Source organism: Collinsella sp. An2, assembly GCF_002160065.1.
Taxonomy (GTDB): domain Bacteria; phylum Actinomycetota; class Coriobacteriia; order Coriobacteriales; family Coriobacteriaceae; genus Limicola.
In genome coordinates, this window is sequence record NZ_NFJW01000003.1 from 35,364 (window position 1) to 60,019 (window position 24,656).

Below are 24,656 nucleotides of genomic sequence, written 5' to 3' on the forward strand. Positions count from 1 at the left end.
GGGTATTCCTTGCCCTTGCGCTTGCTGGTGCGTGTATGCCACGTGTGTGTTGTGGTGTCCCGGCTGAAGCCCTGACGGGAGATGTGGCGCAACAGCTTGAATCTGGTACAAATACCGTTGACGATGTCGATGGCCGACAAGTCGATAGCGCTTCGACGCCTGACGCTTCCGGTCAGGCTGCTCCTGCGCCGGAACAAGATGAGGAGCATGGTGGGGGTGCAGAAGGCCCCGCAGCCGCTGTTCCTGAATCGTGTAGTCCTTCTACCTCCGTAGATTCTTCGGTTGCTGCGGATAATCCAAACACCGACGGGATTGCTGCCGAGACGGAGAATGGTGCTGTATCGCTTCGCTATATGGCATTTGTGCAAGGCTTGGGCTGGCAGCCTGAGATGACGTCTGGGCAGATCGCGGGCACTACAGGAAGGTCTCTTCCTGTATATGGCCTAAGGGTATCCTTGGAGGGCGCTGATTCCTGCGACGTTTTGCTTCGGGGACACGTTCAAAACTTCGGTTGGACTACTTGGCAGTCTGATTCGCTTGGCGACGCAGGTTCCGGGCTTGCCCTCGAGGCCATCCAGGTCAAGCTCGACGATGCTTTACGTGCGAAATATCGCATATGGTATAGGGTCCATGTTTCAGATATCGGATGGATGGGCTGGACAAGCGATGGCGAACCTGCTGGTACATCTGGGAGAGGGCTTTCCATCGAGGCTCTTGAAATCCAGCTGCTACCGGTGGATGCGCCTGCTCCCGGTTCCACCGACGATGCCTATCGTGGTCCCGCCGAATCGGTCTCGCAGCAGTCTATATTCATCGATGGAACCTCCGTGCAATCTCAGGCGTTTCCAAGCGTGATGATTGGGGATGCTGGTCGCAATGTCCCTCTGCAGTCATTTTCGCTTACGGTGACGAATCCTGTTATCGACGGATTCATTTCCTATCAATCTCAGGTGTATGGAGCTGGATGGCAAACATCCTGGATTGCGGGCGAGGCGGCGAATGCTGGGGCTGCGGGCGCTCCCCTTGAAGGCGTTCGTTTTCAACTCAACGGTGGCCTCAGCTCTCGATACGAACTGTGGTATCGCGCCTATGTAATCGGTACCGGCTGGCTAGGATGGGCGAGCTCTGGCGAATCCGCAGGATCTTCCGGATTGGCTTCATATCTTGGCGCCATAGAACTCACGTTGGTTCCAAAAGGAGCGGAGCCGCCGGAACGACAGGGCGATGCCTATCTAACGGGAGATGTCCCCATATTGTCATATCAGGCCCATAGCGCCGATGTGGGTTGGCAGTCTCCGGTGACCGACGGCATGACTGCGGGTGTTACGGGCCAGTCGCGTCAGCTCGAGGCCCTTCGAGTCGTGATGGACGGCGCGGGCTCGATTGCCAGCGATTCCGCCGCTGGTGTTCGAGTGAGTGCGCACGTTGCCGACATTGGATGGCAGGGCTGGGTTGGCTCCTCTTCGTTTGCGGGTACCACGGGCCAGGGCAAAGCCATACAAGCGATCCGAATCGAATTGACTGGAGATCTCGCTTCTACATATGACATCGTCTATAGGGTGCACAGTGCAGACTATGGTTGGCTTGGCTGGGCGTGCAATGGTGAGGCCGCTGGAACCGTTGGCCTAAATAAGCGGGCAGAGGCCATCGAGATTCGCCTGCTCCCAAAAGGTTCCAACATGCCTGCGGACGGCGCCCTGCCGCCATGCATCGAGGTTCCTGGTATCACGTGCTCGGCAAGCGTTATGGGACTCGGCTGGCAAGGCGGGGTAGGCGCCGGTGGTCTTTGCGGAACGACCGGGCAGGCCAGGGGGCTCGATGCTTTCAAGCTGTCCCTTAGCGGAAACATTCCTGGAGGAATAGCGTATGCTGCCCACGTCCAGGACTATGGCTGGCTTGATGCGGTTTCAAGCGGCGGAGTTGCTGGTTTTCCGGGGTCAGGGTTGCGCGTCGAGGCCATACGCATGCAGCTGACAGGTGAGGTTGCTACATATTTCGACATTTGGTATCGGGCGTATGTAGAAAACTACGGCTGGCTGGGATGGACAAAGAATGGAGCCGATGCCGGGACAAGCACGATCGGGTATCGGCTTGAAGCTTTCGAGGTCCGAATTACGGCAAAAGACGCGACTGCTCCCGGTTCGACCGACAGCCCCTTTGTGCACGTCCCATATTCGCCTCAATATGCCCTGCTCAACGTACCGTGTCTTCTTCAGTATCCAGAGTTGCCTACGGGATGTGAGTCGGTTGCGCTGACGAATGTGCTGAACTATTACGGATTCGGGTTGGCAAAAACGACTATGGCTGACTCCTACATCCCACGCAGCTCCTGGGATTTTGTTACCTCATTTTGGGGTAACCCCCATAGCTCTACGGGTAATTGTTGTTCGGCTCCAGCCATCACTACGGCTGCAAATGCATTCTTAACGCTCAACCACAGCAATTTGCGTGCATACGACATTACCGATGCCTCGCTTGAAACGATGTATGACTATGTCGCTGCAGGTCATCCAGTAATAGTCTGGTCGACCATGTACCAGGGAAATGTTGGACGGGCGTATGCTTGGCAGCAATATAACGGCCGTTCCTACTTCACTGTTACCAATTCGCATACGATTGTGCTTCGAGGCTTTAATCGTACGAATGGTACGGTCTATATATCCGACTCTTTATCAGGCTATGTGATCATAAACGCTGCGCGGTTCTATCAGTTGTATGTTGGCAGGGGCTCTCAAGCTGTCGTGATTTGCTAAGCCCCCTGTAAGGGGAAGGGCACTCGCCGTCCTTCCCCTTACGCTACATCGATTTTGAAGACTCGTTTGCGGAAGTGGGCGAATCGGTGCAAGGCAAATCGTTGTCAAGCGTATTGCGGATAGCGATTTCCTGCACGAGCGCTGTTAGCTTGGTGCGCAGCGCTGACAGCTCAGATTGGATGGAGAACTCTCGAATGAGCAGCAGGGCGATGATGACCAAAAACACAAAGTTGGATGGTGACTGGATTCCCAGGAACGTCGCGCAGCTAAAAGCAATCTGAGGAAAGATGGAGAGCACCACGAAGCCCAGGCTCATGATGAGCCAGAAGATGGAATCGCCAGACGTGATCTGAGACTTCTTTGTTTTGCGCACCACGAACATGAGGACAATGATGGCGCAAATGAGAAGAAAGACGCGAAGCGTGAGCGACATGGGTGACTCCTAATGCTTGAACCACATAGCAAACAGAATGGATACGCAGGCGTTTGCCATATATGAAACGGATTTGGAGAGCGTAAGGTAGCTTTCGCCGGCGGCGCGCTCGCGCATCTCGACCTGGCACTCAGCTACCTTTGCACCCTTCTTTTTGATAAGAAAGGCAAGCGTGTCTGGTTCTGGTGCTAGATCGGTTCGTGTTGCGAACTGCTCGATCATGCGACGATTGTAGAGGCGCATGCCCGATGTCGGATCTTTGATAGTTTTGCCACACGTGAGCTTGATGATGAATGAGATGAGGTTTGAGCCTAGCATGCGCAGGGTGTGGGGCTTAGCTTTGGTCACAAAACGGGAGCCGATGACGATGTCTGCCCCTGTCTGTTCTTGGCAACGCTCAAGATCCGCAAGATGCTCGGGGCGATGCTGGCCATCCGCGTCAAGCTGCACGACGCTGTCGTAGCCTTTCCGCCATGCGTATTTCATGCCCGTTTGGAACCCTCCAGTAAGACCCAAGTTGACGGGCTGATCAATGATGTGGAAACCGTGGCTGTGGCAGATCTCAGAGGTCTTATCGCGAGAGCCATCGTTGACGATGATGTAGTCAAAGTCTGGGGCAACTGCAGTGAGCTCTTCGATGGTGGTAACAATGGATGCCTCTTCGTTATAGGCAGGCACGATAACCAAGGTCGACACGCATGACTCCTTAGGATTTAGATTAGAACGTCCCTATGATACCTGTTTAATTGCGGGCATCAGTTGCGGAGCGCTGATGGCGGAGTATGAACACCATTGAGAGTGCGACGGCGATGGCACAGCCGCCGATCACCGAGAAGTTGATGCCGTTCATTCCCAAATTGGTGGTGAGGGGAATAGCAAGCGCGAGTGCCGCACCGAGTGCTAAGAGGTTGCAGGCGAGCATCGCTGGAGTCTTGCGGAGGATGACGAGCACATCGTTGGTATAGAAGAGTATGCCGACGCTGCCGGTTGCCAACAAGACAAAGGGGAACAGGTAAGTATAGGGGGCGATTGAAGTTCCGAATACGAGCTGAAGCCCCCAGTCTCCAACTGCGCTAAGAATGGCAATAAAAACAAGGATGACGATGAGAATCAAAAACAAAATGCGGAAGAACTCTTTGGCAAATGAATTGCGCCCCTCCTGATGAAGCTTTTTTGCGAGCGTGCCGATAAGGGGGCTATACAGATAGGTCGCAGATACTTGAATGAGAACGGCGGGTGTGGCTACGCTAGCGTAGATGCCAAGGGCTTCACTGCCATAGGTTACACCGAAGTACTGGCGGACGATCGAGACGATGCCGTTTGCGCAGAGGCTGGCAATCATGGCGAGCAAACACGATTTTCCAAGCTTTTTGATATGCGACACGTTGAACGAGGGGGTGATATCACCGAAGAGACGGGCGTGTGGAATGTCATAGAACACCGTCACGGCAATACAGGCTGCCGCCATTCCCAAGATACCCGCAACGAGATTATCCAAGACTGCGAGGGGGATTGAGAACCCCACGAGCGAAGCGACCCCTCGCATAAGTTGTGATTTGCCAATGAAGTCCATGCGTTCGCCGACCTGATCAATTCCGTATAGCACGTCGGAGAACACTTCGTCAGATTTGAAGAGAAGGTATGCAATCGAGGCGACCAAAAACTCCGCATTCGAGCTGCAGGCGAGCGGTAGATATATTGCAGACCAGATAAGGCCGAGGACTATCGTTACCAGGCGGAATCCCACGTAGTCACCGTGGGAGAACTCACCGGAAAGGTCAGAGACCTGAAAGGTTCTGATCTTATAGAGGCCAATCGAGGCAAAGATGATGCCATTTGCCATAGCAAAGGCCAGGGCGCCCGAGTTCTCGTACCCTGAGGATAGGCGTACGACCAGGACGCTTGTCAGCCATTGGCAACCGAGGTAGAACAGGCACCCGAGTGCATTCCAGATTGTGTTAGCGCGCAGAGATAGGGGGGCGACGCTTTGAGGGGTTTTCGTATTCATGGTGAATCATTGTACACAGTTGGGGCTCGACAACATGGTCCATTCGTATAGATCGCCCCTACACCATGTTGTCTAGATAATTAGCTATCATAGTCTGTGATCTATTGATTGATGTTCGAGAGGTTTTCCGTGTTTGCTCCCTCTGATCACACCTTTGCCCTATGTGCCTATGGGGCCTCACCATATCTTGAGACATGTATAAAGTCGCTCTTAGATCAGACGGTAAAAACCAACATTCTTATATCGACATCTACGCCAAACGATGAGATCACGAAGCTTTCGCAGCGCTACGGCATTCCGCTATATGTTAACGAGGGGGCTCCGGGCATTTGCCACGATTGGAACTGTGCCATGGATCACTGTTCCACGCCTCTTATAACCATCGCGCATCAAGACGATGTGTATCTTCCTCAATATGCCGAGAACGTATTGCAGATGATGGGCCGTGCCGAGCGTCCCCTTATTTTCTTCTCTGATTATGGTGAGATTCGAGATGGCCAGCCATGCGACGACAACAGGTTACTTCGAATAAAGCGACTGCTGCTTTCTCCGCTTCGCATAAAGCGTTTTGCCACGAGCAAGCTCGTTCGCCGTCGGGTGCTTTCGTGCGGCTCGGCAATATGTTGTCCGTCGGTTACCATGTGCGTCCCCAATCTGCCTCACCCCGTTTTCGTGAGCAGCATGAAGTCGAATTTGGATTGGGAGGCTTGGGAAAGGCTTTCCAAGCTGGAAGGTTCCTTTATGTATTGCGACAAGATTCTCATGCGGCATCGTATACACGAAGGATCGGAGACCTCTGCTCTGATCCGGGATGACACGCGTACCTCTGAGGATTTGGCGATGTTGGAGAAGTTTTGGCCTCGGCCCATTGCCCGTCTTATGAATCGCGCATATGCGGCAGGCCAAAAGAGCAACTCGTTGTAACGGGTCGCACGAACTGACTATTGATGGCGTCGGTTGACCCATATGATGGAGGTTACCATGGAGACATGCTTGATCTACCGGTTCAGGATGGAGGTTGGAGCATGAGAGGCATCATTCTCGCAGGCGGGTCGGGGACGCGGCTCTATCCGCTTACAACTGTTACCAGCAAGCAGCTCCTACCCGTGTACGACAAGCCGATGATCTACTACCCGCTGTCGGTTCTCATGATGGCGGGCATCCGCGACATTCTCATCATCTCGACTCCGAGTGACCTTCCGAACTTTGAGCGTCTTTTACGGGACGGGTCGGATTTTGGTGTAAGCCTTTCGTATGCCGTGCAGCCCTCGCCAGATGGGCTTGCTCAGGCGTTTGTCATCGGCGAGCAATTCATCGACGGCGAGCCGTGTGCGCTTGTTCTGGGTGACAACATCTTTTTTGGCAACGGGCTTTCCCGCCATCTCCGTCGTGCGGCGGACGACGCCGCGTCTGGCCGCGCAACGATTTTTGGATATCACGTCGATGACCCCGAGCGCTTTGGTGTTGTGGAGTTTGACTCGAACGGGAGGGCGGTATCCATTGAAGAAAAGCCCGACCACCCCAAAAGCTCATATGCGGTGACCGGTTTGTACTTCTATCCAGGAGATGTTTCCCAGAAGGCGCACAAAGTGGTGCCTTCCGCTCGTGGCGAGCTTGAGATCACCGATCTCAACCGCATGTATCTCGATGATGGGGCGCTTGACGTCGTTACGCTCGGGCGCGGCTACGCGTGGCTTGATACCGGTACCATGGAGAGTCTTTACGAAGCGAGCGAATTTGTGCGTGCGGTCGAGCGGGCTCAAGGTGTGCCGATTTGTATGCCCGAGGAAATAGCATATGAAAACGGGTGGATTGGTCGCGAGATGCTGGCCGACCGTGCGCAGGCATGTGGGAAGAGTTTTTATGGGCAGCATCTGCTAAAGGTTGCTGAAGGAGCGTTTGTCAAACGACCTGCACATTAAGTATCACGCGTGCGGGAGGGCGCGTTCTGCAGACCAGTTCATCAAGAAGTGTCTCCTGCACGCCTCGAGCAACTGATGGACACTCTATAAGTAGGGAGTATTATGGACGGCAACGTCTTTGAGCCGCGCAACATCATCGTCACCGGCGGCTGCGGCTTCATCGGCAGCAACTTCGTGCACTACGTGGTGAACAACCATCCAGACGTGCACGTGACGGTGCTCGACAAGCTGACCTACGCCGGCAACCCCGAGAACATCGCGGGGCTGGACCCGGGGCGCGTCGAGCTCGTGGTGGGCGACATATGCGACGCCGCCCTGGTCGATCGGCTGGTCTGCCGCGCGGACGCCGTCGTGCACTACGCCGCGGAGTCCCACAACGACAACTCGATCGCCGACCCCGCGCCCTTCGTGAGGACCAACGTGGAGGGCACCTTCACCCTCATCGAGGCCTGCCGCAGGCACGGCGTGCGCTACCACCACGTCTCGACCGACGAGGTCTACGGGGACCTCGCGCTCGACGACCCCGCGCGCTTCACCGAGGAGACGCCGTACCGCCCCAGCTCCCCGTACAGCTCGACCAAGGCGGCCTCCGACATGCTCGTGCGCGCCTGGGTGCGCACCTACGGCCTTGCTGCCACCATCTCCAACTGCTCCAACAACTACGGCCCCTACCAGCACGTGGAGAAGTTCATACCCCGGCAGGTCACCAACATCCTCGACGGGCGACGCCCCAAGCTCTACGGGGACGGCCGGAACGTCCGCGACTGGATCAACACCGACGACCACAGCTCCGCCGTGTGGGCCATCCTCACGAGGGGCCGCATCGGGGAGACCTACCTCGTCGGGGCCGACGGCGAGAGGTCGAACATCGACGTCCTGCGCGCCATCCTGCGCGCGATGGGCAGGGACGAGGACGACTTCGACTGGGTGCGCGACCGCCCCGGCCACGACCGGCGCTACGCCATCGACCCGACGAAGCTCCGCCGCGAGCTCGGCTGGGAGCCGACGCACACCGACTTCGCCTCCGGCCTGGAGCAGACCATCGCATGGTACCGCGACCACGAGTCCTGGTGGCGTCCCGCCAAGGAGGCCACCGAGAAGAAGTACGCTACCCAGGGGCAATGATCTCGCGTAACTGCATGATCAGACGTTAGACAAGATTTCATCTCTAAAGGAGAGAACATGGACTTCGAATTCGAAAAGGATTTACGAGCTATTGCGACCGGAATACCGGGTCTCGTAGTCGTGGACCTCTCCGTTCATGGTGATAATCGCGGATGGTTTAAAGAAAACTGGCAGCGTGAGAAGATGGCCGGGGGCCTTGGTCTGCCCGATTGCCGATGGGTTCAAAATAACATCAGTTTCAACGATAAGAAGGGTGCGACGCGCGGCATTCACGCTGAACCGTGGGACAAGTTCATTTCTGTTGCAACCGGTTCGGTTTTTGGCGCTTGGGTTGACCTTCGGGCGGGTAGCAGTGCATACGGCAAGGTGTTTACCTGCGTCCTCGATCCGTCTAAAGCGATTTTTGTCCCGCGTGGCGTTGGGAACTCCTATCAAGCGCTTGAGGATGGAACCGCCTACTCCTATCTCGTGGATGCACATTGGTCCGCGGAGCTTAAGAAAACCTACACGTTCGTCAACCTTGCTGATCCCGACCTGGCTATTCCCTGGCCTATTCCGCTTGATGAGTGTGAGCTCTCTGACGCGGACAAGAATCATCCGTTTCTTAAAGACGTTGTCCCCATGAAGTCAAAGCGCACTCTTGTGACCGGTTGTAACGGGCAACTTGGCAGGGCGGTTCGGAGACTCGCTGAAGAGCGAGGCCTGTCCGATAGCTTTGATTTTTGCGATATCGACACATTTGACCTCTCCAATTCGCATGATTATCAACAGTTTGACTGGTCCCTGTACGGTACCGTTATCAACTGTGGTGCATATACTGCAGTTGACAAGGCAGAGACCCCAGAAGGCCGTTCTGTATGCTGGAAGGCCAACGCTACTGGCCCCACGCTTCTTGCTCGGACATGTGCAGAGCATGGCATTACGCTTGTTCATGTGAGCTCCGATTACGTGTTTGACGGAAGTCGTGAGCTTCATGATGAAGAGGAGCCATTTAGCCCGCTTTCTGTATATGGAGAAAGTAAGGCAGCGGGGGATTTGGCCGTTTCGACCTGCCCGGCCCACTACATTCTCCGTAGCTCATGGGTGATTGGTGATGGGAAGAATTTCGTTCGTACGATGTCTGAGCTTTCCGACCGTGTTGCGGATCCGGAGAACACGCTGAACAAGGTTACCGTTGTTGATGATCAGATAGGGCGCCTTACCTTCACGGATGATATGGCTCGAGCCATCTTTTGGTTGCTTGGCTATCGCGAAGGGTCCTTGCTTCCGATTGAGCCGGCCCCATTCGGCACGTATGATTGCACCGCTTCGGGTGATCCTGCGAGTTGGTATGAGATTGCTCGGGAGGTATTTAAGCTTCGAAATGATAACAGTTTTGCAGTGTTTCCTGTTTCGACCGATAGTTACTATTCCACCGTCGAAGGTCCTGTAGCGGCTCGTCCATATTTTTCGACTCTAAGTCTCACTAAACTGATGGCTACAGGTTTCTCGGTTTCCGACTGGAGGGCTTCCCTCCAACAATATCTGCAAAACGATTAACTAGCTGTTTCGCTGCTGTCAATACCGTGTTGATCGGGGTTCTTGATAATGTGGATTCAGTTTTGTGCCGCCGCGGCATCGCTTTTTGCGGCGGTGTATATCCCGGGTCTTTTGGCCGCATACGGGTTTGGATTACGACAGTTCTCCCTGCTTGCGCTTGCTCCGGCCTGCTCCGTTGCCGTATATTGCATTGAGGGCATAGTGCTCGATTGGATGGCGATTAGGGCATCCTGGTTCATGCTGGTCGTCCCCTATTTCCTTCTTGCCGCGCTGCTCGCTTCATTTCGGTGGCTCCACAGTGACAAATGCCGTGGTTGCGGGCATCGAAAAGAGAGCGTGGACACGTTTGTTGGTCCAGTAATCCTATATATTTGCTTTGGGTTGCTGTTTGCTACCACGATGTACTTGCTTCCGCTGGACGGTCCGACATCATCAGTGCAAACTTATGACAACGTATTTCACTATGGCTTGATTAAGTCCTTCTCCGACTCAGGGTCGTGGTCGATTATAAAGACGTCGTTATATCTTTCAGAGCCATCGTCCTCTGTTCCGATGCAGGATGTCGCATACTATCCCGCCGCTTGGCATCTGTTGTGCTCCCTCGCTATTTCCATGGCAGACATTTCGGTTGGCATGGCTGCAAACGTTGTCAATTTCTTTTTTGTGTCAGTTGTCTACCCATTGGGGATGCTTGCTCTCATTCATTCGATGTTTAATGGTAGCCGTTCGGTAGTTTTGCTCGGTTCTTTAGTGACGTGTGCATTTAGCGTCTTCCCATGGATGATGTTTGACGTATGGCCGCTTTATCCCAATGCGCTCTCAATGATGCTTCTACCGGGGTTGCTGCATTGCTTTATTGAGGCGACGTCGACTGATGGCTCCGTTGTCGGTCGAGTTCGCTATGCACTGCTGTTCGTGGTCTACTGCATGTGTCAGGTCTTTGCCCAACCGAATACGATTTTCTCTGCAGCGGTTATTCTTGCTCCATACTGCATTTATAGGTGTGCTGAGTTTGGAGCGAGCGGGGGCGGTACTAGGTGCCTGAAAATGACGAAAGCAGTTGTTATGGGCACAGGGTTTGCTCTCTTCGTGTGCGTCATCTGGATAGCATGTTTTCGTTTGCCCTTTATGCAGCCGATTGTCAGATTTCGGTGGGCTCCCATCCAGACTCTGTCTGATAGCATAACAAATATTATACAGCTTTCTTTTGTTGGCTCGATTGCCCAACCTTTGTTGTCAGTTTTGGTTGCAGTCGGTGCGGCCTATGTTCTCTTTCGTCGGCAGTATTTGTGGATGCTGGGCTCCTATATTTTCTCGGCGTTTCTTTATGCGGTTTCTGCGACTATGCCGGAATGTGAGCTGAGGCATCTTCTTTGCGGGTTTTGGTATACAGATCCCTATAGACTTGCCGCGTTGGCCGGCATGTGCGCCATTCTGCTGGCAGTCTGTGGCCTGTTTTGTATCTTTAGTTTTGTTATGTCGGTTGTGTCGATGTATCAAAAAGCCCATAACCTTCGAAACCTTCCATCGCTCTGTGTCACAGGGCTCGTATTGTCTTGCCTGCTACTCGGTTGGTATAACGTCAAAGAGGGGCTTTCCCCTCTGAATGTGATGGCATTTAATGCCGAGCAGCTCAACAGCGAAGAAAATCTTGGCAAGCCATACAATTCGGAGATGGCCGTGTTCATGAATCAAGTCAAGAAGATGGTTCCGGAGGATTCATTGATTATCAATGCGCCTTATGATGGATCGCTTTATGCTAATGGCGTTGAAAATGTGAACTTTTACTACCGCTCCATGTCGGGATACGGTTCTTCCAAGGAAGCGCATAGCAGCGCTTTGATTCGCGAGAAGCTATCATCATATGTCCAAGACCCAGAGGTTCAGCAGACTGTTTCGGATATGGGGGCTTCGTATCTTTTGATTCTTAGTCGCGATATGGACAGGTCTACATCAATCTTTCCAGATTTTGTTGCCCGACAGTGGAGAGGGATTTATTCGGTGACTGACGACACTCCCGGATTTACCAAAATTGCCGAGCACGGTGAAATGCGTCTGTACAAAATAGGACAAGAGTAATTTCAACTTTTAGTTCATATGGATAGGATTTATTCATGCGTCAGCGACTTCAATATATTGATATTGCTCGCGGTGTTGCCATGCTCTGCATTATTTCAGGTCATTTAGGCATTACTTCGATCAATTCCATCGTCTACACCTTTCACGTTCCTCTGTTCTTTTTGCTCTCGGGTTACGTATTCTCTAGAAAGCAGGAATCCTGGGGTAGCTATATTCAGAAGCGAGCAAAACAATTGCTCGTTCCCTATATAGTTGGATGCTTCGGAATTGCCCTCTTTACAGTTGTCTGGTTTACCGTGCAGGGGAATACGGCAGACATCCCTCAGCGGTTGTTTCACATACTGCGCGCGTCATTGTGGGGGGCCGGTACGCCTCATACGTATCCTGTTGAGGTGGTTCAGATCGGCGCGCTGTGGTTTTTGCCTGCCCAGTTTGTCGGAATGATTGTTCTCCGTTTTGCGCTATCAACCGCCTGCCCCTTGCTTGTTGTCCTGATTGGGGCCTCCGTTGCGTACCTTTCTGGTGGGTATATCTGGCTTCCGATGTCGGTTCAACCGGGATTGGTGGCCGCTGCGTTTCTCTATATTGGCTACTGGGTGAAGCTTCACAAGGTGTCATGGCTTGAGCATCCTCATCCACTTGGAGTTTTGGCGAGCTTGATGGTGTGGGGGGTTTGTCACTCGTTCGGTTATTCAGTAAATATCGTGTCTCTCTCGTTCATTGGTGGCCCCCTTTGTGTAGTAAACGCGCTTTGTGGCTCGTATCTAGTTATTGTGTTCTCGCTTGGAATCGAACGAACCATTAGGGGTCCTGTTGCACGCTTCCTGAGTTATTTTGGCCAAGTTACCCTGGCCGTTCTCATTTTCCATGCTATAGCCGACTTTACCTTCCCCTGGTATCTTGTATACGGATTTCTCGACGGTATTGGTGTATGGCACCCACTCCAAAACGCTCTTGTTATTATGCTCAATGTGCTGTGGCCACTGTTGGGCATCGCAATGCTGGGATTTGTTCCGCGCCTTAAGAGGATTCTCATTCCGCGTAATCCTATTCCGTATCAGCCAGCCAGTGCTGCAAGCACAGAATTAGTTGATTAGGGGGCGTGGGCGGAAGAGCGTTGGCTTGGAACATGAACCAATGACCTTATCATTCTTATGAGATTGCGATAATCTACCGTGTTCATTGCACGCTATGAAAAGGTGTAGTGGAAACGTGGAACAGCAGGTTGTATCTATGCCGTATGCTACCCTTTGATGAGCTATGTTGGTTTGAAAACCTGCGGGGAGGTAGCACGTGCCGGCTGTATCAATTATCGTGCCCGTCTACAATGTCGAGAAGTATCTTGACGAATGCCTGACGAGCATCGAGGCGCAGTCACTTCATGATTTGGAGATCATTGTTGTAAACGATGGCTCGACCGATTCCTCTCCAGAGATTATTAAACAGCATGCCTGTCGGGATAATCGCATTCGTGTGATTGATAAGCCAAATGGCGGCTATGGCCATACTATCAATCGCGGCCTTGAAGCTGCGACGGGGGATTATGTTGGCATTGTCGAATCTGATGACTTTGTCGAGCCGACGATGTTTGAGACCCTGTATGAGAGGGCGACTCGTGACGATCTTGATATCGCTCGTGTCAATTATTGGTATTACTGGAGCAAACCTGAGCCTCGGAACGAGTTCTTTGAAGCGTATTTTAAAGACGTATGCGATCGGGTCTTTAACCCTCGCGATTTGGTGCAATGTTTCTATTTTCCACCGGCTCTGTGGGCAATGCTGGTTCGACGCTCAATGATTGAAGATCATGGGCTGCGACTCTTGGAGACTCCAGGAGCATCTTTTCAAGACACCGCATTCAGCTTCAAGCTTTGGAGCTGCGCGAATCGTGCTGAGCTCATCCATGAGCCGTATTTGCACTATCGTCAGGATAACGAGGGTTCTTCCATAAACAATCGAAAAAAGGTTTACTACGTGTGCGAAGAGTATACGGAAGCAGAGCGCTTTGCGCGCGAGGACATCAAGGACACGTCTTTGTTGCCCATAGTAAATCGTCGTCGTTTCGATGCATATCTGTGGAATCTGCAGCGTATTGACGACTCTCTAAGGATGGAATTTGCTGAACGCGGATCCAGGGAATTCGCGCACGCTCTTGCGGAGAAAGAAGTCGATCGTTCGCAGTTCACTGCTGCGGAGTGGAACCGACTTCAGCTGTGGGCTGGTTCGGCAAAGCAGCTTTTGTCTGACCTCGATAGGGAACAGCATTCTTTGGCTTTCAAGTTAAAATCCCGACTTCGCAAACTCATGAAACGAGGCTAGTTATGCCTAAGATTTCTGTTATCAGTCCTGTCTATAACGCCGCTCCATATGTTGAGGTGTGCGTTCAAAGCTGCCTCAATCAGACTCTAGAGGATATTGAGCTTGTTTTCGTAGATGATGGATCTACGGATGATTCATTGGCGGTTTTGCAGGGTATCGCCGCGCGGGATGTTCGCTTGCATATCCTTTCTCAGGAAAACGCTGGAGCATCTGCAGCTCGCAACAACGGACTGCGGCATGCTACTGGTGACTTCGTCTTTTTTATCGATGCCGATGACTATATACCCGAGCGAACTGCATTGGAGCGTTTGTATCGATCTGCCACTGAACATGGAGTTGCGATAGCTGGTGGATCGATGTGCATCGATCGCGATGGTAGAATCAGCTTCGACTCTATGCATGGAAAAGAACTCGATTCGTTTGAACGCGAAGAAGTCGTTAAGTATGAAGACTATCAATATGATTACGACTTTACGCGCTATATTTACTCGCTTGAATTGATTCGTAAGGAGGGGATTTTCTTTCCGGATCGAACGCAATTCGAGGACCCCCTCTTCTTTGTTCGTATCATGCTCGCTGCCGGTCGATTTGCGACAATTCCTGATGCGGTATATGCCTATCGTTACGGGCATCAAAAGCGCACCTGGAGCGAACGGGCCGTTCTTGATAGGTTGCGCGGTTCAATTGAGCTGCTTGATTTATCGCGGGAACTCGGGTACGCAAAATTGCATACCTATGTGATGCATCAGCTAGATGTTGAGATCAGTGTTCCTCTTATGGGGCATGTGAGCAACGCGCGTGTAATGAGCATGCTATATCGTGCCAATAGCGCGATTGACTGCAAGCTGGTTCAGCAGTGTGAGTCTAATTTTCCTGACGTATATGTCATAGAGCCTTTGCGATGGATTAATGATGGCTATATCAAGTACCTTCCGTTCAGCCGGATTGTACACAATCGCTATACTCAAGCGGTTAAACGTCTTGTTCTAAAACTTCTTGGACGCTAAACAATGGGAGCCACTCTTGTTCGGAGCGGCTCCCATTTAATAACGCGCAATTATGAAAGCTTGTCTTTATCTGCCCAGCATTGACTTGAGTTTTCGTCCCATCCGGTAGCCGAGGTAAAGCAGATAATTCTTCTCTTTGTAATAGGCAGCCTTATAGTTGCGAGGAATCTTACGCGAGTGTCTTACCACGTTATAATCGATGTTTCCAACCATCGTGTGTAACGCTGCGGCGATATTCGGGTCTTTCGTATTGAAATCCTTCTGAAGCATTTCAATGTATGCGCATCCTCGATTAAAGTGCCCTTCCAAAATGCGCGGCGCGGTAATGCCGAGGTCCTTTATGATGTGATCCATATCAAGCCAACGGTTATAAATGATTGAGGGGTCTTTTACCACCGATGAAGAGCCGGTGTTAAATTCACGGTAGTAGTAGAGGCATTCGTCAACATAAACAATTGAGCGAGCTTGAACCAGCGTTTCGATGAGCCAAGGATTGTCTGCCCACCCAGCGCCTGGTATTTCATGCATGCGAATTCCCTTGTCCTCGAGGAAAGACCGCTTATAAATTGCCGTCCAGATGCTGGGGTGGTGGAACAGGAACTCAGCGTCTTGATCAAGGGTAAAAACGACTCCAGTATGCTCGACCGCATGATAGTAAAAAGCTGGCAGTAATTGCTCTTGGTCTGTGTTTGCGTTTACAACGCGCCAATATGCCGACTTTACGATATCGGGCTCATCGTGCTGCTTGGCGGCGTTGAGAAGCGTCTCAAACATTCGTGTGGAAACATAGTCATCAGGTTCAACGATTCCAATGTAGGTACCCGTTGCAAATGCAAGGCCAGTATTGACCGCCTTTCCGTACCCCCCATTTTCCTTGTGTATGACATGGAATCGTTTATCCTCCGCAGCAAAACGATCCATGATTGAAGGAGAAGAATCGGTCGAGCCATCGTCAACGCAGATGATTTCGATGTCGGCTAGCGTCTGGTCCCTCACACTTGCTAGGCATTGCTCAAGATAGTTCTCCACATTGTAAATGGGCAAGATGACCGATACGGACGGCATGGGTAACTCCTCTGGTGGTATCTGAACAATCAAGTCATTATACTGCTTGATATGTGCCGCCCCTAACACTGCACGGGGCTGCCTTGACGTAATCTTGTCGAGGGGAGATTCCATGGGGCTGCCTATAGTGTCTGTCATCATTCCTGTTTATAATTGTCGCGATTACGTTGGCAAGGCGCTTGATAGCTTGGCGGCGCAAACGTTTAGAGACTTTGAGGTTATATGCATCGACGATGGGTCTACTGATGGCTCACGCGATGTCCTTGAAGCTGAGCAGTCAGAAGGACGATTCGCGTCATTTCAGATTCTCTCGACTTCTCATGCTGGACCAGGAGTTGCTCGCAACGCGGGTCTGGACGTTGCCCGTGGCGAGTTTGTTCTGTTTCTAGATGCTGACGATTTTGTCGAGCCAAATCTTCTGGAGCATGCCGTTACCAAAGCGGTTGCGTTGGAAGCCGATATGGTGATTTGGGATTTGTGGGAGTACAACGACGCGTATCAACGAGATCAGCATCCACCTATGGGCACGCTTGTATTTGGTGACTTGCTCGATGCAGAGAGGGCAAAAACTGAGACATGCTCATGGAGGGACAATCCGGACGCGATTTTCACCTCCTTTCAGAATTGGCCGTGGAACAAGTTATTCAGGAGGTCTTTTCTCGAGAAAAAGAATCTTCGCTTCCCGAGTCTCCGCCGCACTGAAGATTGTCCATTCACGTGTTTAGCGCTTGTGCAAGCCGAGCGCATTGCGCTGCTTTATGAGCGGCTCTCTCATTATCGTGTTGCGCGTGCCGGCTCAACTATGTCGAATAAAGACTCCCATCCCTTCGATTTTCTTGAGGCGCTTCTTATGCTTCGAGAGGGTCTGGAAAAACTTGACATTTGGGAAGAGACGAAGCGGAGTTTTTCCGAGTGGGCAGTCCAGTCGGCGATTCACAATCTTATTACGCTTAATACGGTCGAGGCATTTCTTCTTGTATTTTACCGTTTGCGCAAAAGCGGCCTTCGTGAGCTTGGCGTGCTCGATCGCCCCATAGATTCTTATAGAGCTCCTTTTGTGCGCGAGTACTTAAGTCATTTGATTAATGATGATTGCGAGTGTTTTCTGTTTTGGTGGGCGCGCAGGGGAGAGCGCCTACAAGACGAGCAGCATGCTCTTTTTGACGCGACAGAGGCCAGTTGGGTTGCAGCGCAAACCGAAGCGAATGCTCTGTCGAAGAAATGTGAGCAACTTGATTCTGAGGTCGAGTCCCTGAGAAAAGAGCTTACAAATCTTAGGAGCTCTTTCGAATATCGATTTGGAGTCAGGGCGTGTAAGATTCCTCGCGCAATTAAAAATCGCTTTAGTCGATAGCAATGCAATTGTTTGCCATTACGATGCGTAGATAACATAAAGTTGGCATTGGTTTTATCGAGCTGTTGTATGGCGATTTACGTGTCAGGTGCTCAGTAGGTTTTTCGAGGGAAGAGGAATCGTTCTAGCTTCAGGGGGTCAAAGCAGCATCAGCAGTTTTCGAATGAATTGCATAGTCTTGCCTGGCGTGTGTATAGAGAGAGTCGCATCTGAGCTGCATTTGTTGGTAGGAAGTCGTTGCTTGGTCGCAAAGTGGACAAATTTTCGAGATGTCTGTACGTATAGGGTGTCTAATAACAAAGTTTCATGTCCGTTAGCCATTATCAGACACCCTATTATTGGGCGAATCTTGATACATGGGGCGCAAAATGGCGCTGCAGTTACAGACAACTCGATTTTTTGACCAGCTTGGAAGGATGTTGCCCGACGCGATGCCTTGGGGAGGGGAAACAAGGCAGCGCCTCGGCGGCGCGAACGCGCCGACGACGCGTTCTCGCATCTTTGGCCTTTTGGCCGTTTCATGCTAAAACCTCGCCTTCTTCCCACGATGTTCATGACCTGCCGGTACAATCGTGTGCGTCACCCCTTGACTGTGAAGGAGAACAATCATGGCAAAGCAACGTATGGGGGCGACGCTTGTGGGCTTGATGACCGCGTTTGTGCTGGCGCTGGTGACCAGCCTGACGCTTTTGCCTACAGTGTCGTATGCCGCCGAGGGCGGCGAGACGCTGCTGGAAAACAGCTGGCGTTACGAGAATGGTGAGCTCAAAGAGGATGTTGACCCCACCGCCACGGGTGTAGCTTCGCTCAGCGACAATGCCGCCTGGTCGCAAGGGTCCGACGGATCGTTCTACAACAACGTGGGCGAGCGCATTCCAAATGCCGTTCGCAAGGGCATCGATGTCTCGCACCATCAGGGTACGATTGACTGGAATCAGGTCAAGGCTTCGGATGTCGATTTTGCCATCATTCGCTGCGGCTATGGTGATGACTATGCATTCCAGGATGACTCCATGTGGACGTACAACGCCAATGAGTGTACGCGTCTGGGTATTCCCTTCGGTGTTTACATCTATTCCTACGCGACGGACGTTGAGCATGCTGCCAGTGAGGCACGTCACGTGTTGCGCCAGATTCGGGGTTACAGGCTCAGTTATCCCATCTACCTTGACCTTGAGGATAGCTCGATGGCGGACCTTTCCAACGATGAGTTGGCTGCCATCGCCAAGACCTTTTGCGACATCATCGAAGCGAATGGCTACGAGGTGGGTGTCTACGCTAACCTGCAATGGTTCAACAACCGCCTGACCGACGAGTGCTTTGACAATTGGGATCGCTGGGTTGCCCAGTGGAATTCTTCCTGCACGTATACGGGTAAGTACAGCATCTGGCAGGCAACGAGCAGCGGCAGCGTTCCGGGTATTTCCGGCCGAGTGGACATCGACTTCGAGATGGCCGATCAGCCTAACGATATCTACGATGAGGAATGGTATGTGACCTCGGGCGCTTACGATTTTGTGACGACCTACGGCATCATGGGCGTCTACGGCGGCACGAACATGTTCGACCCCGACGGCACGCTGACCCGTGGTCAGGTCGCTACGATTCTGTGGCGCCTGTGCGGAGAGCCGGAGACAGAGAGCTCCGTATCGTTTGCGGACGTCTTGGCCGGGCAGTTCTATACCCAGGCCGTCACGTGGGTCTCGGATTCGGGACTTATGACAGGCTATGGCGATGGCCGCTTTGGGCCAAATGACCTGGTGACCCATGAGCAGCTTGCTGTTATCCTCCAGCGGTTCGGACAGACGCGTCGGCCTTCGTTGGTGGCGCACGGCACCTCCGCGCTTTCTACACTGCGCGACGTGTCCTCCATTTCAAGCTATGCCCGCAACGCGGTGAACTGGTGCATGACCTACGGTGTCTTCGACGACGTTTTGGCCCAGACCAGGAACTACCTGTATCCCACTCAGGCAGCGACACGTGCTGAGACCGCATCTCTTATCCAGCTGCTGTATCGCGACGCCCTTGAGTATCCGTCCGATGTAAGCCCGGTCGATTGGTACGTGACCGGCGGCGAGTTCGACTACGCGGTTGACTCGGGCATCATGACGGGGTACAGCAACACAGGCCTTTTTGGGCCGTATGACACGCTGACTCGCGGCCAGGTCGTTACGATTCTGTGGCGCCTTGCGGACGAGCCCTCCGTCTCCGCATCCGCGGGCAACTTCTTGGACAACACGGACACGTCGCAGTTCTACTACCGTGCGGTTCGATGGGCACGCGCGACCGGCGTGGTTTCGGGCTATGGCGAGACCAACACCTTCGGTCCCAACGACCCCGTGACGCGTGAGCAGCTTGCAACGATGCTGTGCAACTACGCCGAGCGGGTCGAGCGCATTGACGTCTCGACGAACTGCAAGGCGCTCGATGCCATTTCCGGTGCCGAAGACGTGAGCTCGTGGGCACGCTCTGCGATGGGTTGGGCGGTCGACGCCGGCCTGCTCTCTGGTGTGGAGACCCCATCGGGTCGCGAGGTGCGTCCGCAGGATCATGCCAACCGCGCGCAGATGGCCGTCATGGCGGTGAACCTGGTTAAGAACGTTCTGTAGCAAGGGCTTCCAAGAACAAGAGGCGCATGCCAGGGAAGGCGCTTGGGGTATGCTGCCCAGATCGACGCGGCGAAGGGATGTCGAAATGACGGCTCCCTTCGCCGCATGCTATAGAGAGGGACGCCGAAGGTCCGAACTTTGGTAGGGGAGGGCGTGCGGCAATTCCTGCTTAAAGCTTGTTATAGATGCTTATAAGGGCGGGTGGCCGGGCGTGTTGGGTTCGACTATAATGGCCATGCTGACGGCCGACGCTGCGGCCTCGATGAGGCTCGGGAGCGCCGCTCCGCCGCCCTTTCGCGCCATTAGCTCAGCTGGATAGAGCAGGGGACTTCTAATCCCAAGGTCGACGGTTCGAATCCGCCATGGCGCACCAGAGCAGACGCGGGCGCCCCGCTTGGACGGGGCGCTCTTTTGATAACCAGGATCAGGGAGCTGACCTGCCTATGAGCAAGAACGTCGCCGTGCTCATCCCGTGCTACAACGAAGCCGTGACCATCGCGAAGGTGGTCGACGACTTTCGCCGCGCACTGCCCGATGCCACCATATATGTGTACGACAACAATTCGACGGACGATACAGCGGCGATCGCGCGGGAGCGCGGCGCCGTCGTTCGCCCCGAGCCCCGCCAGGGAAAGGGCAATGTGGTGCGGCAGATGTTTCGCGACATCGAAGCCGATTGCTACCTTATGGTGGATGGTGACGACACGTATCCTGCCGACGCCGCCAGCGCTCTCTGCGATCCCATTCTGGAGGGGCTTGCCGACATGACGGTGGGCGATCGCCTCTCAAACGGAAGCTATGCCGAGGAAAACAAGCGCGCCTTTCACGGGTTTGGCAACAATCTCGTGCGCTTCATGATCAAGGCCATCTACGGGTATGGCTTCGAGGACGTCATGACGGGCTATCGCGCGTTCTCACGCACCTTCGTGAAGACGTTCCCCGTCCTTTCGGACGGCTTTCAGATCGAGACCGAGCTTTCCATCCATGCGGTCGACCGACGGTGGCGCATCCAGGACGTGCCCATTGACTACCGAGACCGACCGGAGGGGTCGGAGTCCAAGCTTTCCACCGTTTCCGACGGGGTGAAGGTTGTACTCGCCATTGCGTCGCTCTTTAAGAATTACCGGCCGCTCAAGTTCTTTAGTCTTGTGGCGCTGCTGCTGGGCGTGATCGGTTTGCTTTTGGGCATCCCCGTGATCGCCGAGTTCCTGCGCACAGGGCTGGTCCCGCGCCTGCCCACGGCGGTTTTGGCGGTTGCGTTCGTATTTCTCTGTGGCCTATCGCTTGCGACGGGCCTCGTGCTGGATAACGTTGCAAAGACCGAGCGCAAGCAATGGGAGCTTTCCGTGTATCGCGAAATGGAGCGCGGCCACCGCTCGTAGTGTCCGCCCGCGCTGGTAAGATGATGCTCATAGACTGAGAGCGTTCGTGTTGCCGGCGCCCCACATGCCCTCGTTACGCGGACATGCGGGGGAAGCTTTCCGGCGCGCGGTCGCAACGACGAGGAGCGAGGTGTGCGGTGGGAATCTGGGATACGGTGGCGCGTGCATTCAAGGCGAAGGATGTCCAAGCAAACGGGGAAGCGCTCCTTTCACGCGAGCCGTCTGGCTCGCCTGACGGACCGGTCTCACCCGAGGACGTCATGGTTGGTTGCGCGCTCACCAGTCGCGACGGGGCGCTTCATGCGCTTTCTGCCCGAGCGGTCGAGCTGGGTATTGCCGAGGACGAGCAGGCTCTGGTGGAAGCGTTCCTGCAGCGCGAGAACGAGGGGACCACAGGCATGATGGATGGGTTCGCCATCCCTCATGCGAAGGCCTCTACCATCAAGAGGCGTGCTGTGCTGGTGGCGAAAAGCAACTCTGCTATTGCATCCTGGGAGACCATGGACGGCGAGCCGGTAAGCGTGATCGTCGCGCTGCTCGTTCCCGAGGACCAGGCCGGTACCGACCATCTGCGCATGCTTGCCAACATGGCGGAGGCCCTTATGGATAGCCGTTTCCGTAGCATGCTGCGGCGCAGCGACGACCCCCGAGAGATCGCCGCTGAGGTCAACCGCCATCTTCAGTAGAGGGTGCGTGCCGTCGCATGGTCGAGCCATATGGCGTTTACCTGCACAAATCAACCGTTCACGGTGCGTTGGCATCGGCCGACGGCAAAGAATCTTCGGCCAACCGGTATCTCGTGTACCAACAACCTCGTGATGCGCTAAACTAAGTACGTCGTTTATCGTGTCCGCGGGTGCACGGCGCCGGGACATGTTCGAAAAGGAGTCACATATGGTTTCTGAGAAGGTCACTCTCGTCAACCCCCAGGGTCTTCACATGCGTCCCGCGGGCCTCTTCGCTTCCACTATGGGCAAGTATTCCTGCAACGTGACTGTCGTCACCCCCGAGAAGGAGGTCAACGGCAAGAGCCCCATGGCCCTTATGGCTGCTGGCATCCCCTGCGGCACCGAGGTCGAGGTTCGTTGCGACGGCGCCGACGAGACCGACGCCCTTGCAGCTGCCATCGAGCTTATCAAGAGCGGTCTCGGCGAGTAACTCGCCAGCCAAGCCTCTTGGTGAACTTATCCTTTTGAGTTCAGTGGAGCAAGCGCGGGCGTCTACGTTGTGGACGCCCGCTTTTTTCATATCGGGCCTGATGATCAGGCTTTGAAACGAGAGGAACATTCATGTACGAGGGAGTCAATGCATCCGAGGGCATCGGCATCGGTACCGTTGTCGTCGCCGTCGAGCCCGATCTGTCCTTTGAGCCCCATGCCGTTGAGGACGTTGATGCCGAGAAGGCTCGCTACAAGGCAGCTCTCGACGTTTTCTGCGAGAAGACCAACGCTCAGGCTGAGCGCATGAAGGTGACGGTCGGCGAGAACGAGGCCGAGATCATGAGCGGCCACATCATGCTGGCCCAGGACCCCGGTCTGGTCGACGGCATCAATTCCGCCATCGACGGCGGCATGTGCGCCGAGCAGGCTCTGGTCGAGACGAGCACCATGTTCGAGAACATGTTCCTGAGCATGGATGACGAGATGTTCCGTCTGCGTGCCAGCGACATTGCCGACATCCGCACGGGCATTCTGGCCGAGCTCCTCGGCCGCGAGGTCGTCGACCTCTCGGCTCTGCCCGCGGGCAGCATCATCGTCGTGCACGACCTCACGCCGTCCATGACCGCGACCATCGACAAGGAGAACGTCGCCGGTATCGTGACCGAGGTCGGCGGCCGCACCTCGCACTCCGCCATTATCGCGCGCGCCCTCGAGATCCCGGCCGTGCTCTCTGTCTCCAACGCCTGCGGCGCCCTGCACAATGGCATGACCGCCATCGTCGACGGCATCAACGGCCACGTTATCAGCGAGCCTGACGACGAGATGCTCAGCGATTACCGCGAGCGCGCCGAGGTCTTTGCCGAGGAGAAGCGCGCCCTCGAGGCGTTCCGCGGCAAGCCTACCGTCACCGCCGACGGCGACAAGAAGGTCCTTGCCTGCAACATCGGCAACCCCGACGACGCGAAGACCGCTGTCGACCACGACTGCGAGGCCATCGGTCTGTTCCGCTCCGAGTTCCTGTTCATGGATGCCAAGGAGCTTCCGTCCGAGGAGGAGCAGTTCGAGGCATATCGCTCCGTCGCGACCACGCTCAAGGGAGCTCCGGTCATCATCCGCACGCTCGACGTGGGCGGCGACAAGGAGATTCCTTACATGAATCTCCAGAAGGAAGACAACCCCTTCATGGGCTATCGCGCCGTGCGCTACTGCCTGGATAACCCCCAGGAGTACAAGGTGCAGCTGCGCGCCCTGCTGCGCGCGAGCGCGTTCGGCGACATCAAGATCATGGTTCCGCTGGTCACCTGCGTCGAGGAGCTTCGTCAGGTCAAGGCGCTCGTCGAGGAGTGCAAGGAAGAGCTGCGCACCGAGGGCTACAAGTTCAACGAGAACATCGAGGTCGGCATCATGATGGAGACGGCCGCCGCCGCCAACATCGCCGACATTCTTGCCGAGGAGGCCGCGTTCTTCTCCATCGGTACGAACGACCTCACTGGCTACACCATGGCCTCCGACCGCGGCAACGACAAGGTCGCCTATCTGTACAGCTGGTACTATCCGGCGGTTCTGCGTGCCATCAAGAATATTATCGTCAACGGTGTCAAGCAGGGCATCATGGTTGGCATGTGCGGCGAGGCCGCAGCCGATCCGCTGCTTACGCCGCTGCTCATCTCTTGGGGCATGGAGGAGTTCTCGGTCTCTGCGCCGAGCGTCCTTAAGACCCGCAAGGCCATCTCTCAGTGGTCGAAGGCCGACGCCGACGCTCTGGAGGAGAAGGTCATGAAGCTTAAGACCGCCGAGGAGGTCAAGGCCGCCCTCGAGGAGGCTGCTCGCTAACATCCAAGCGGTCAATACAATGTAATGGTTGCACAGCGTCCGGGGCCTACGTGGCCCCGGACGTGTAT

Annotated in this window: 19 protein-coding genes and 1 tRNA gene; 16 read left to right on the forward strand and 4 right to left on the reverse strand. The window is 54.3% G+C overall.

The window, feature by feature from the left end; translation table 11 throughout:
* Positions 1 to 455 precede the first annotated feature (455 nt).
* Positions 456 to 2,753, forward strand: coding sequence for a C39 family peptidase (locus B5F33_RS03090; protein ID WP_239284711.1), 2,298 nt, complete (start codon positions 456 to 458; stop codon positions 2,751 to 2,753).
* A gap of 43 nt (positions 2,754 to 2,796) precedes the next feature.
* On the opposite strand, the gene B5F33_RS03095 is transcribed toward B5F33_RS03090, so the two are convergent.
* From B5F33_RS03095 to B5F33_RS03105, 3 genes are read right to left on the reverse strand one after another with little or no spacing between them, the layout of a single operon-like run.
* Positions 2,797 to 3,186, reverse strand: coding sequence for a DUF2304 domain-containing protein (locus tag B5F33_RS03095; RefSeq protein WP_087410335.1), 390 nt, complete (start codon positions 3,184 to 3,186; stop codon positions 2,797 to 2,799).
* Positions 3,187 to 3,195: 9 nt separating this feature from the next.
* Positions 3,196 to 3,882: a glycosyltransferase family 2 protein gene (locus tag B5F33_RS03100; RefSeq protein ID WP_087410336.1), complete on the reverse strand. Its 687-nt coding sequence runs from the start codon at positions 3,880 to 3,882 to the stop codon at positions 3,196 to 3,198.
* A 46-nt stretch (positions 3,883 to 3,928) separates the two neighbouring features.
* The gene (locus tag B5F33_RS03105) at positions 3,929 to 5,194 is read right to left on the reverse strand and encodes a hypothetical protein (RefSeq protein ID WP_087410337.1); all 1,266 of its coding nucleotides are present in this window, start codon (positions 5,192 to 5,194) and stop codon (positions 3,929 to 3,931) included.
* Between the two features lie 111 nt (positions 5,195 to 5,305).
* Between B5F33_RS03105 and B5F33_RS03110 the strand changes: the two genes are divergently transcribed.
* The 8 genes from B5F33_RS03110 (at position 5,306) to B5F33_RS03145 (ending at position 15,185) form a co-directional block, all read left to right on the forward strand.
* Positions 5,306 to 6,118 carry a glycosyltransferase family A protein gene (locus B5F33_RS03110; protein ID WP_239284740.1) on the forward strand — a complete coding sequence of 271 codons (813 nt, stop codon included), beginning with the start codon at positions 5,306 to 5,308 and terminating at the stop codon, positions 6,116 to 6,118.
* A 101-nt stretch (positions 6,119 to 6,219) separates the two neighbouring features.
* Entirely contained in the window at positions 6,220 to 7,116 is an 897-nt protein-coding gene (gene rfbA, locus B5F33_RS03115; RefSeq protein WP_087410339.1) for a glucose-1-phosphate thymidylyltransferase RfbA, read from the forward strand.
* Between the two features lie 102 nt (positions 7,117 to 7,218).
* On the forward strand, positions 7,219 to 8,241 hold the full coding sequence (rfbB, locus tag B5F33_RS03120) for a dTDP-glucose 4,6-dehydratase (RefSeq protein WP_087410340.1): 1,023 nt from the start codon (positions 7,219 to 7,221) through the stop codon (positions 8,239 to 8,241).
* 57 nt (positions 8,242 to 8,298) lie between these two features.
* The gene (locus B5F33_RS03125; protein ID WP_087410341.1) at positions 8,299 to 9,780 is read left to right on the forward strand and encodes a sugar nucleotide-binding protein; all 1,482 of its coding nucleotides are present in this window, start codon (positions 8,299 to 8,301) and stop codon (positions 9,778 to 9,780) included.
* Positions 9,781 to 9,828: 48 nt separating this feature from the next.
* A complete protein-coding gene (locus tag B5F33_RS03130; protein ID WP_087410342.1) occupies positions 9,829 to 11,859 on the forward strand; it encodes a DUF6541 family protein in 2,031 nt (676 codons plus the stop codon).
* Between the two features lie 35 nt (positions 11,860 to 11,894).
* The gene (locus B5F33_RS03135) at positions 11,895 to 12,956 is read left to right on the forward strand and encodes an acyltransferase family protein (protein ID WP_087410343.1); all 1,062 of its coding nucleotides are present in this window, start codon (positions 11,895 to 11,897) and stop codon (positions 12,954 to 12,956) included.
* A 196-nt stretch (positions 12,957 to 13,152) separates the two neighbouring features.
* Positions 13,153 to 14,178: a glycosyltransferase gene (locus B5F33_RS03140; protein ID WP_087410344.1), complete on the forward strand. Its 1,026-nt coding sequence runs from the start codon at positions 13,153 to 13,155 to the stop codon at positions 14,176 to 14,178.
* Positions 14,179 to 14,180: 2 nt separating this feature from the next.
* The gene (locus tag B5F33_RS03145; protein WP_087410345.1) at positions 14,181 to 15,185 is read left to right on the forward strand and encodes a glycosyltransferase family A protein; all 1,005 of its coding nucleotides are present in this window, start codon (positions 14,181 to 14,183) and stop codon (positions 15,183 to 15,185) included.
* Between the two features lie 66 nt (positions 15,186 to 15,251).
* On the opposite strand, the gene B5F33_RS03150 is transcribed toward B5F33_RS03145, so the two are convergent.
* The gene (locus tag B5F33_RS03150) at positions 15,252 to 16,250 is read right to left on the reverse strand and encodes a glycosyltransferase (RefSeq protein ID WP_158095296.1); all 999 of its coding nucleotides are present in this window, start codon (positions 16,248 to 16,250) and stop codon (positions 15,252 to 15,254) included.
* 127 nt (positions 16,251 to 16,377) lie between these two features.
* Between B5F33_RS03150 and B5F33_RS03155 the strand changes: the two genes are divergently transcribed.
* The 7 genes from B5F33_RS03155 (at position 16,378) to ptsP (ending at position 24,588) form a co-directional block, all read left to right on the forward strand.
* Positions 16,378 to 17,604, forward strand: coding sequence for a glycosyltransferase family A protein (locus tag B5F33_RS03155; RefSeq protein WP_158095297.1), 1,227 nt, complete (start codon positions 16,378 to 16,380; stop codon positions 17,602 to 17,604).
* Between the two features lie 608 nt (positions 17,605 to 18,212).
* Positions 18,213 to 20,213, forward strand: coding sequence for an S-layer homology domain-containing protein (locus B5F33_RS03160; protein ID WP_087410348.1), 2,001 nt, complete (start codon positions 18,213 to 18,215; stop codon positions 20,211 to 20,213).
* Positions 20,214 to 20,509: 296 nt separating this feature from the next.
* Positions 20,510 to 20,586: transfer RNA gene (locus B5F33_RS03165), tRNA-Arg, on the forward strand.
* 70 nt (positions 20,587 to 20,656) lie between these two features.
* Positions 20,657 to 21,595 carry a glycosyltransferase family 2 protein gene (locus B5F33_RS03170; protein ID WP_087410349.1) on the forward strand — a complete coding sequence of 313 codons (939 nt, stop codon included), beginning with the start codon at positions 20,657 to 20,659 and terminating at the stop codon, positions 21,593 to 21,595.
* 137 nt (positions 21,596 to 21,732) lie between these two features.
* On the forward strand, positions 21,733 to 22,281 hold the full coding sequence (locus tag B5F33_RS03175) for a fructose PTS transporter subunit IIA (protein WP_158095298.1): 549 nt from the start codon (positions 21,733 to 21,735) through the stop codon (positions 22,279 to 22,281).
* Between the two features lie 208 nt (positions 22,282 to 22,489).
* Entirely contained in the window at positions 22,490 to 22,753 is a 264-nt protein-coding gene (locus B5F33_RS03180) for an HPr family phosphocarrier protein (protein ID WP_087410351.1), read from the forward strand.
* Between the two features lie 131 nt (positions 22,754 to 22,884).
* Positions 22,885 to 24,588, forward strand: coding sequence for a phosphoenolpyruvate--protein phosphotransferase (ptsP, locus tag B5F33_RS03185; RefSeq protein ID WP_087410352.1), 1,704 nt, complete (start codon positions 22,885 to 22,887; stop codon positions 24,586 to 24,588).
* Positions 24,589 to 24,656 lie beyond the last annotated feature (68 nt).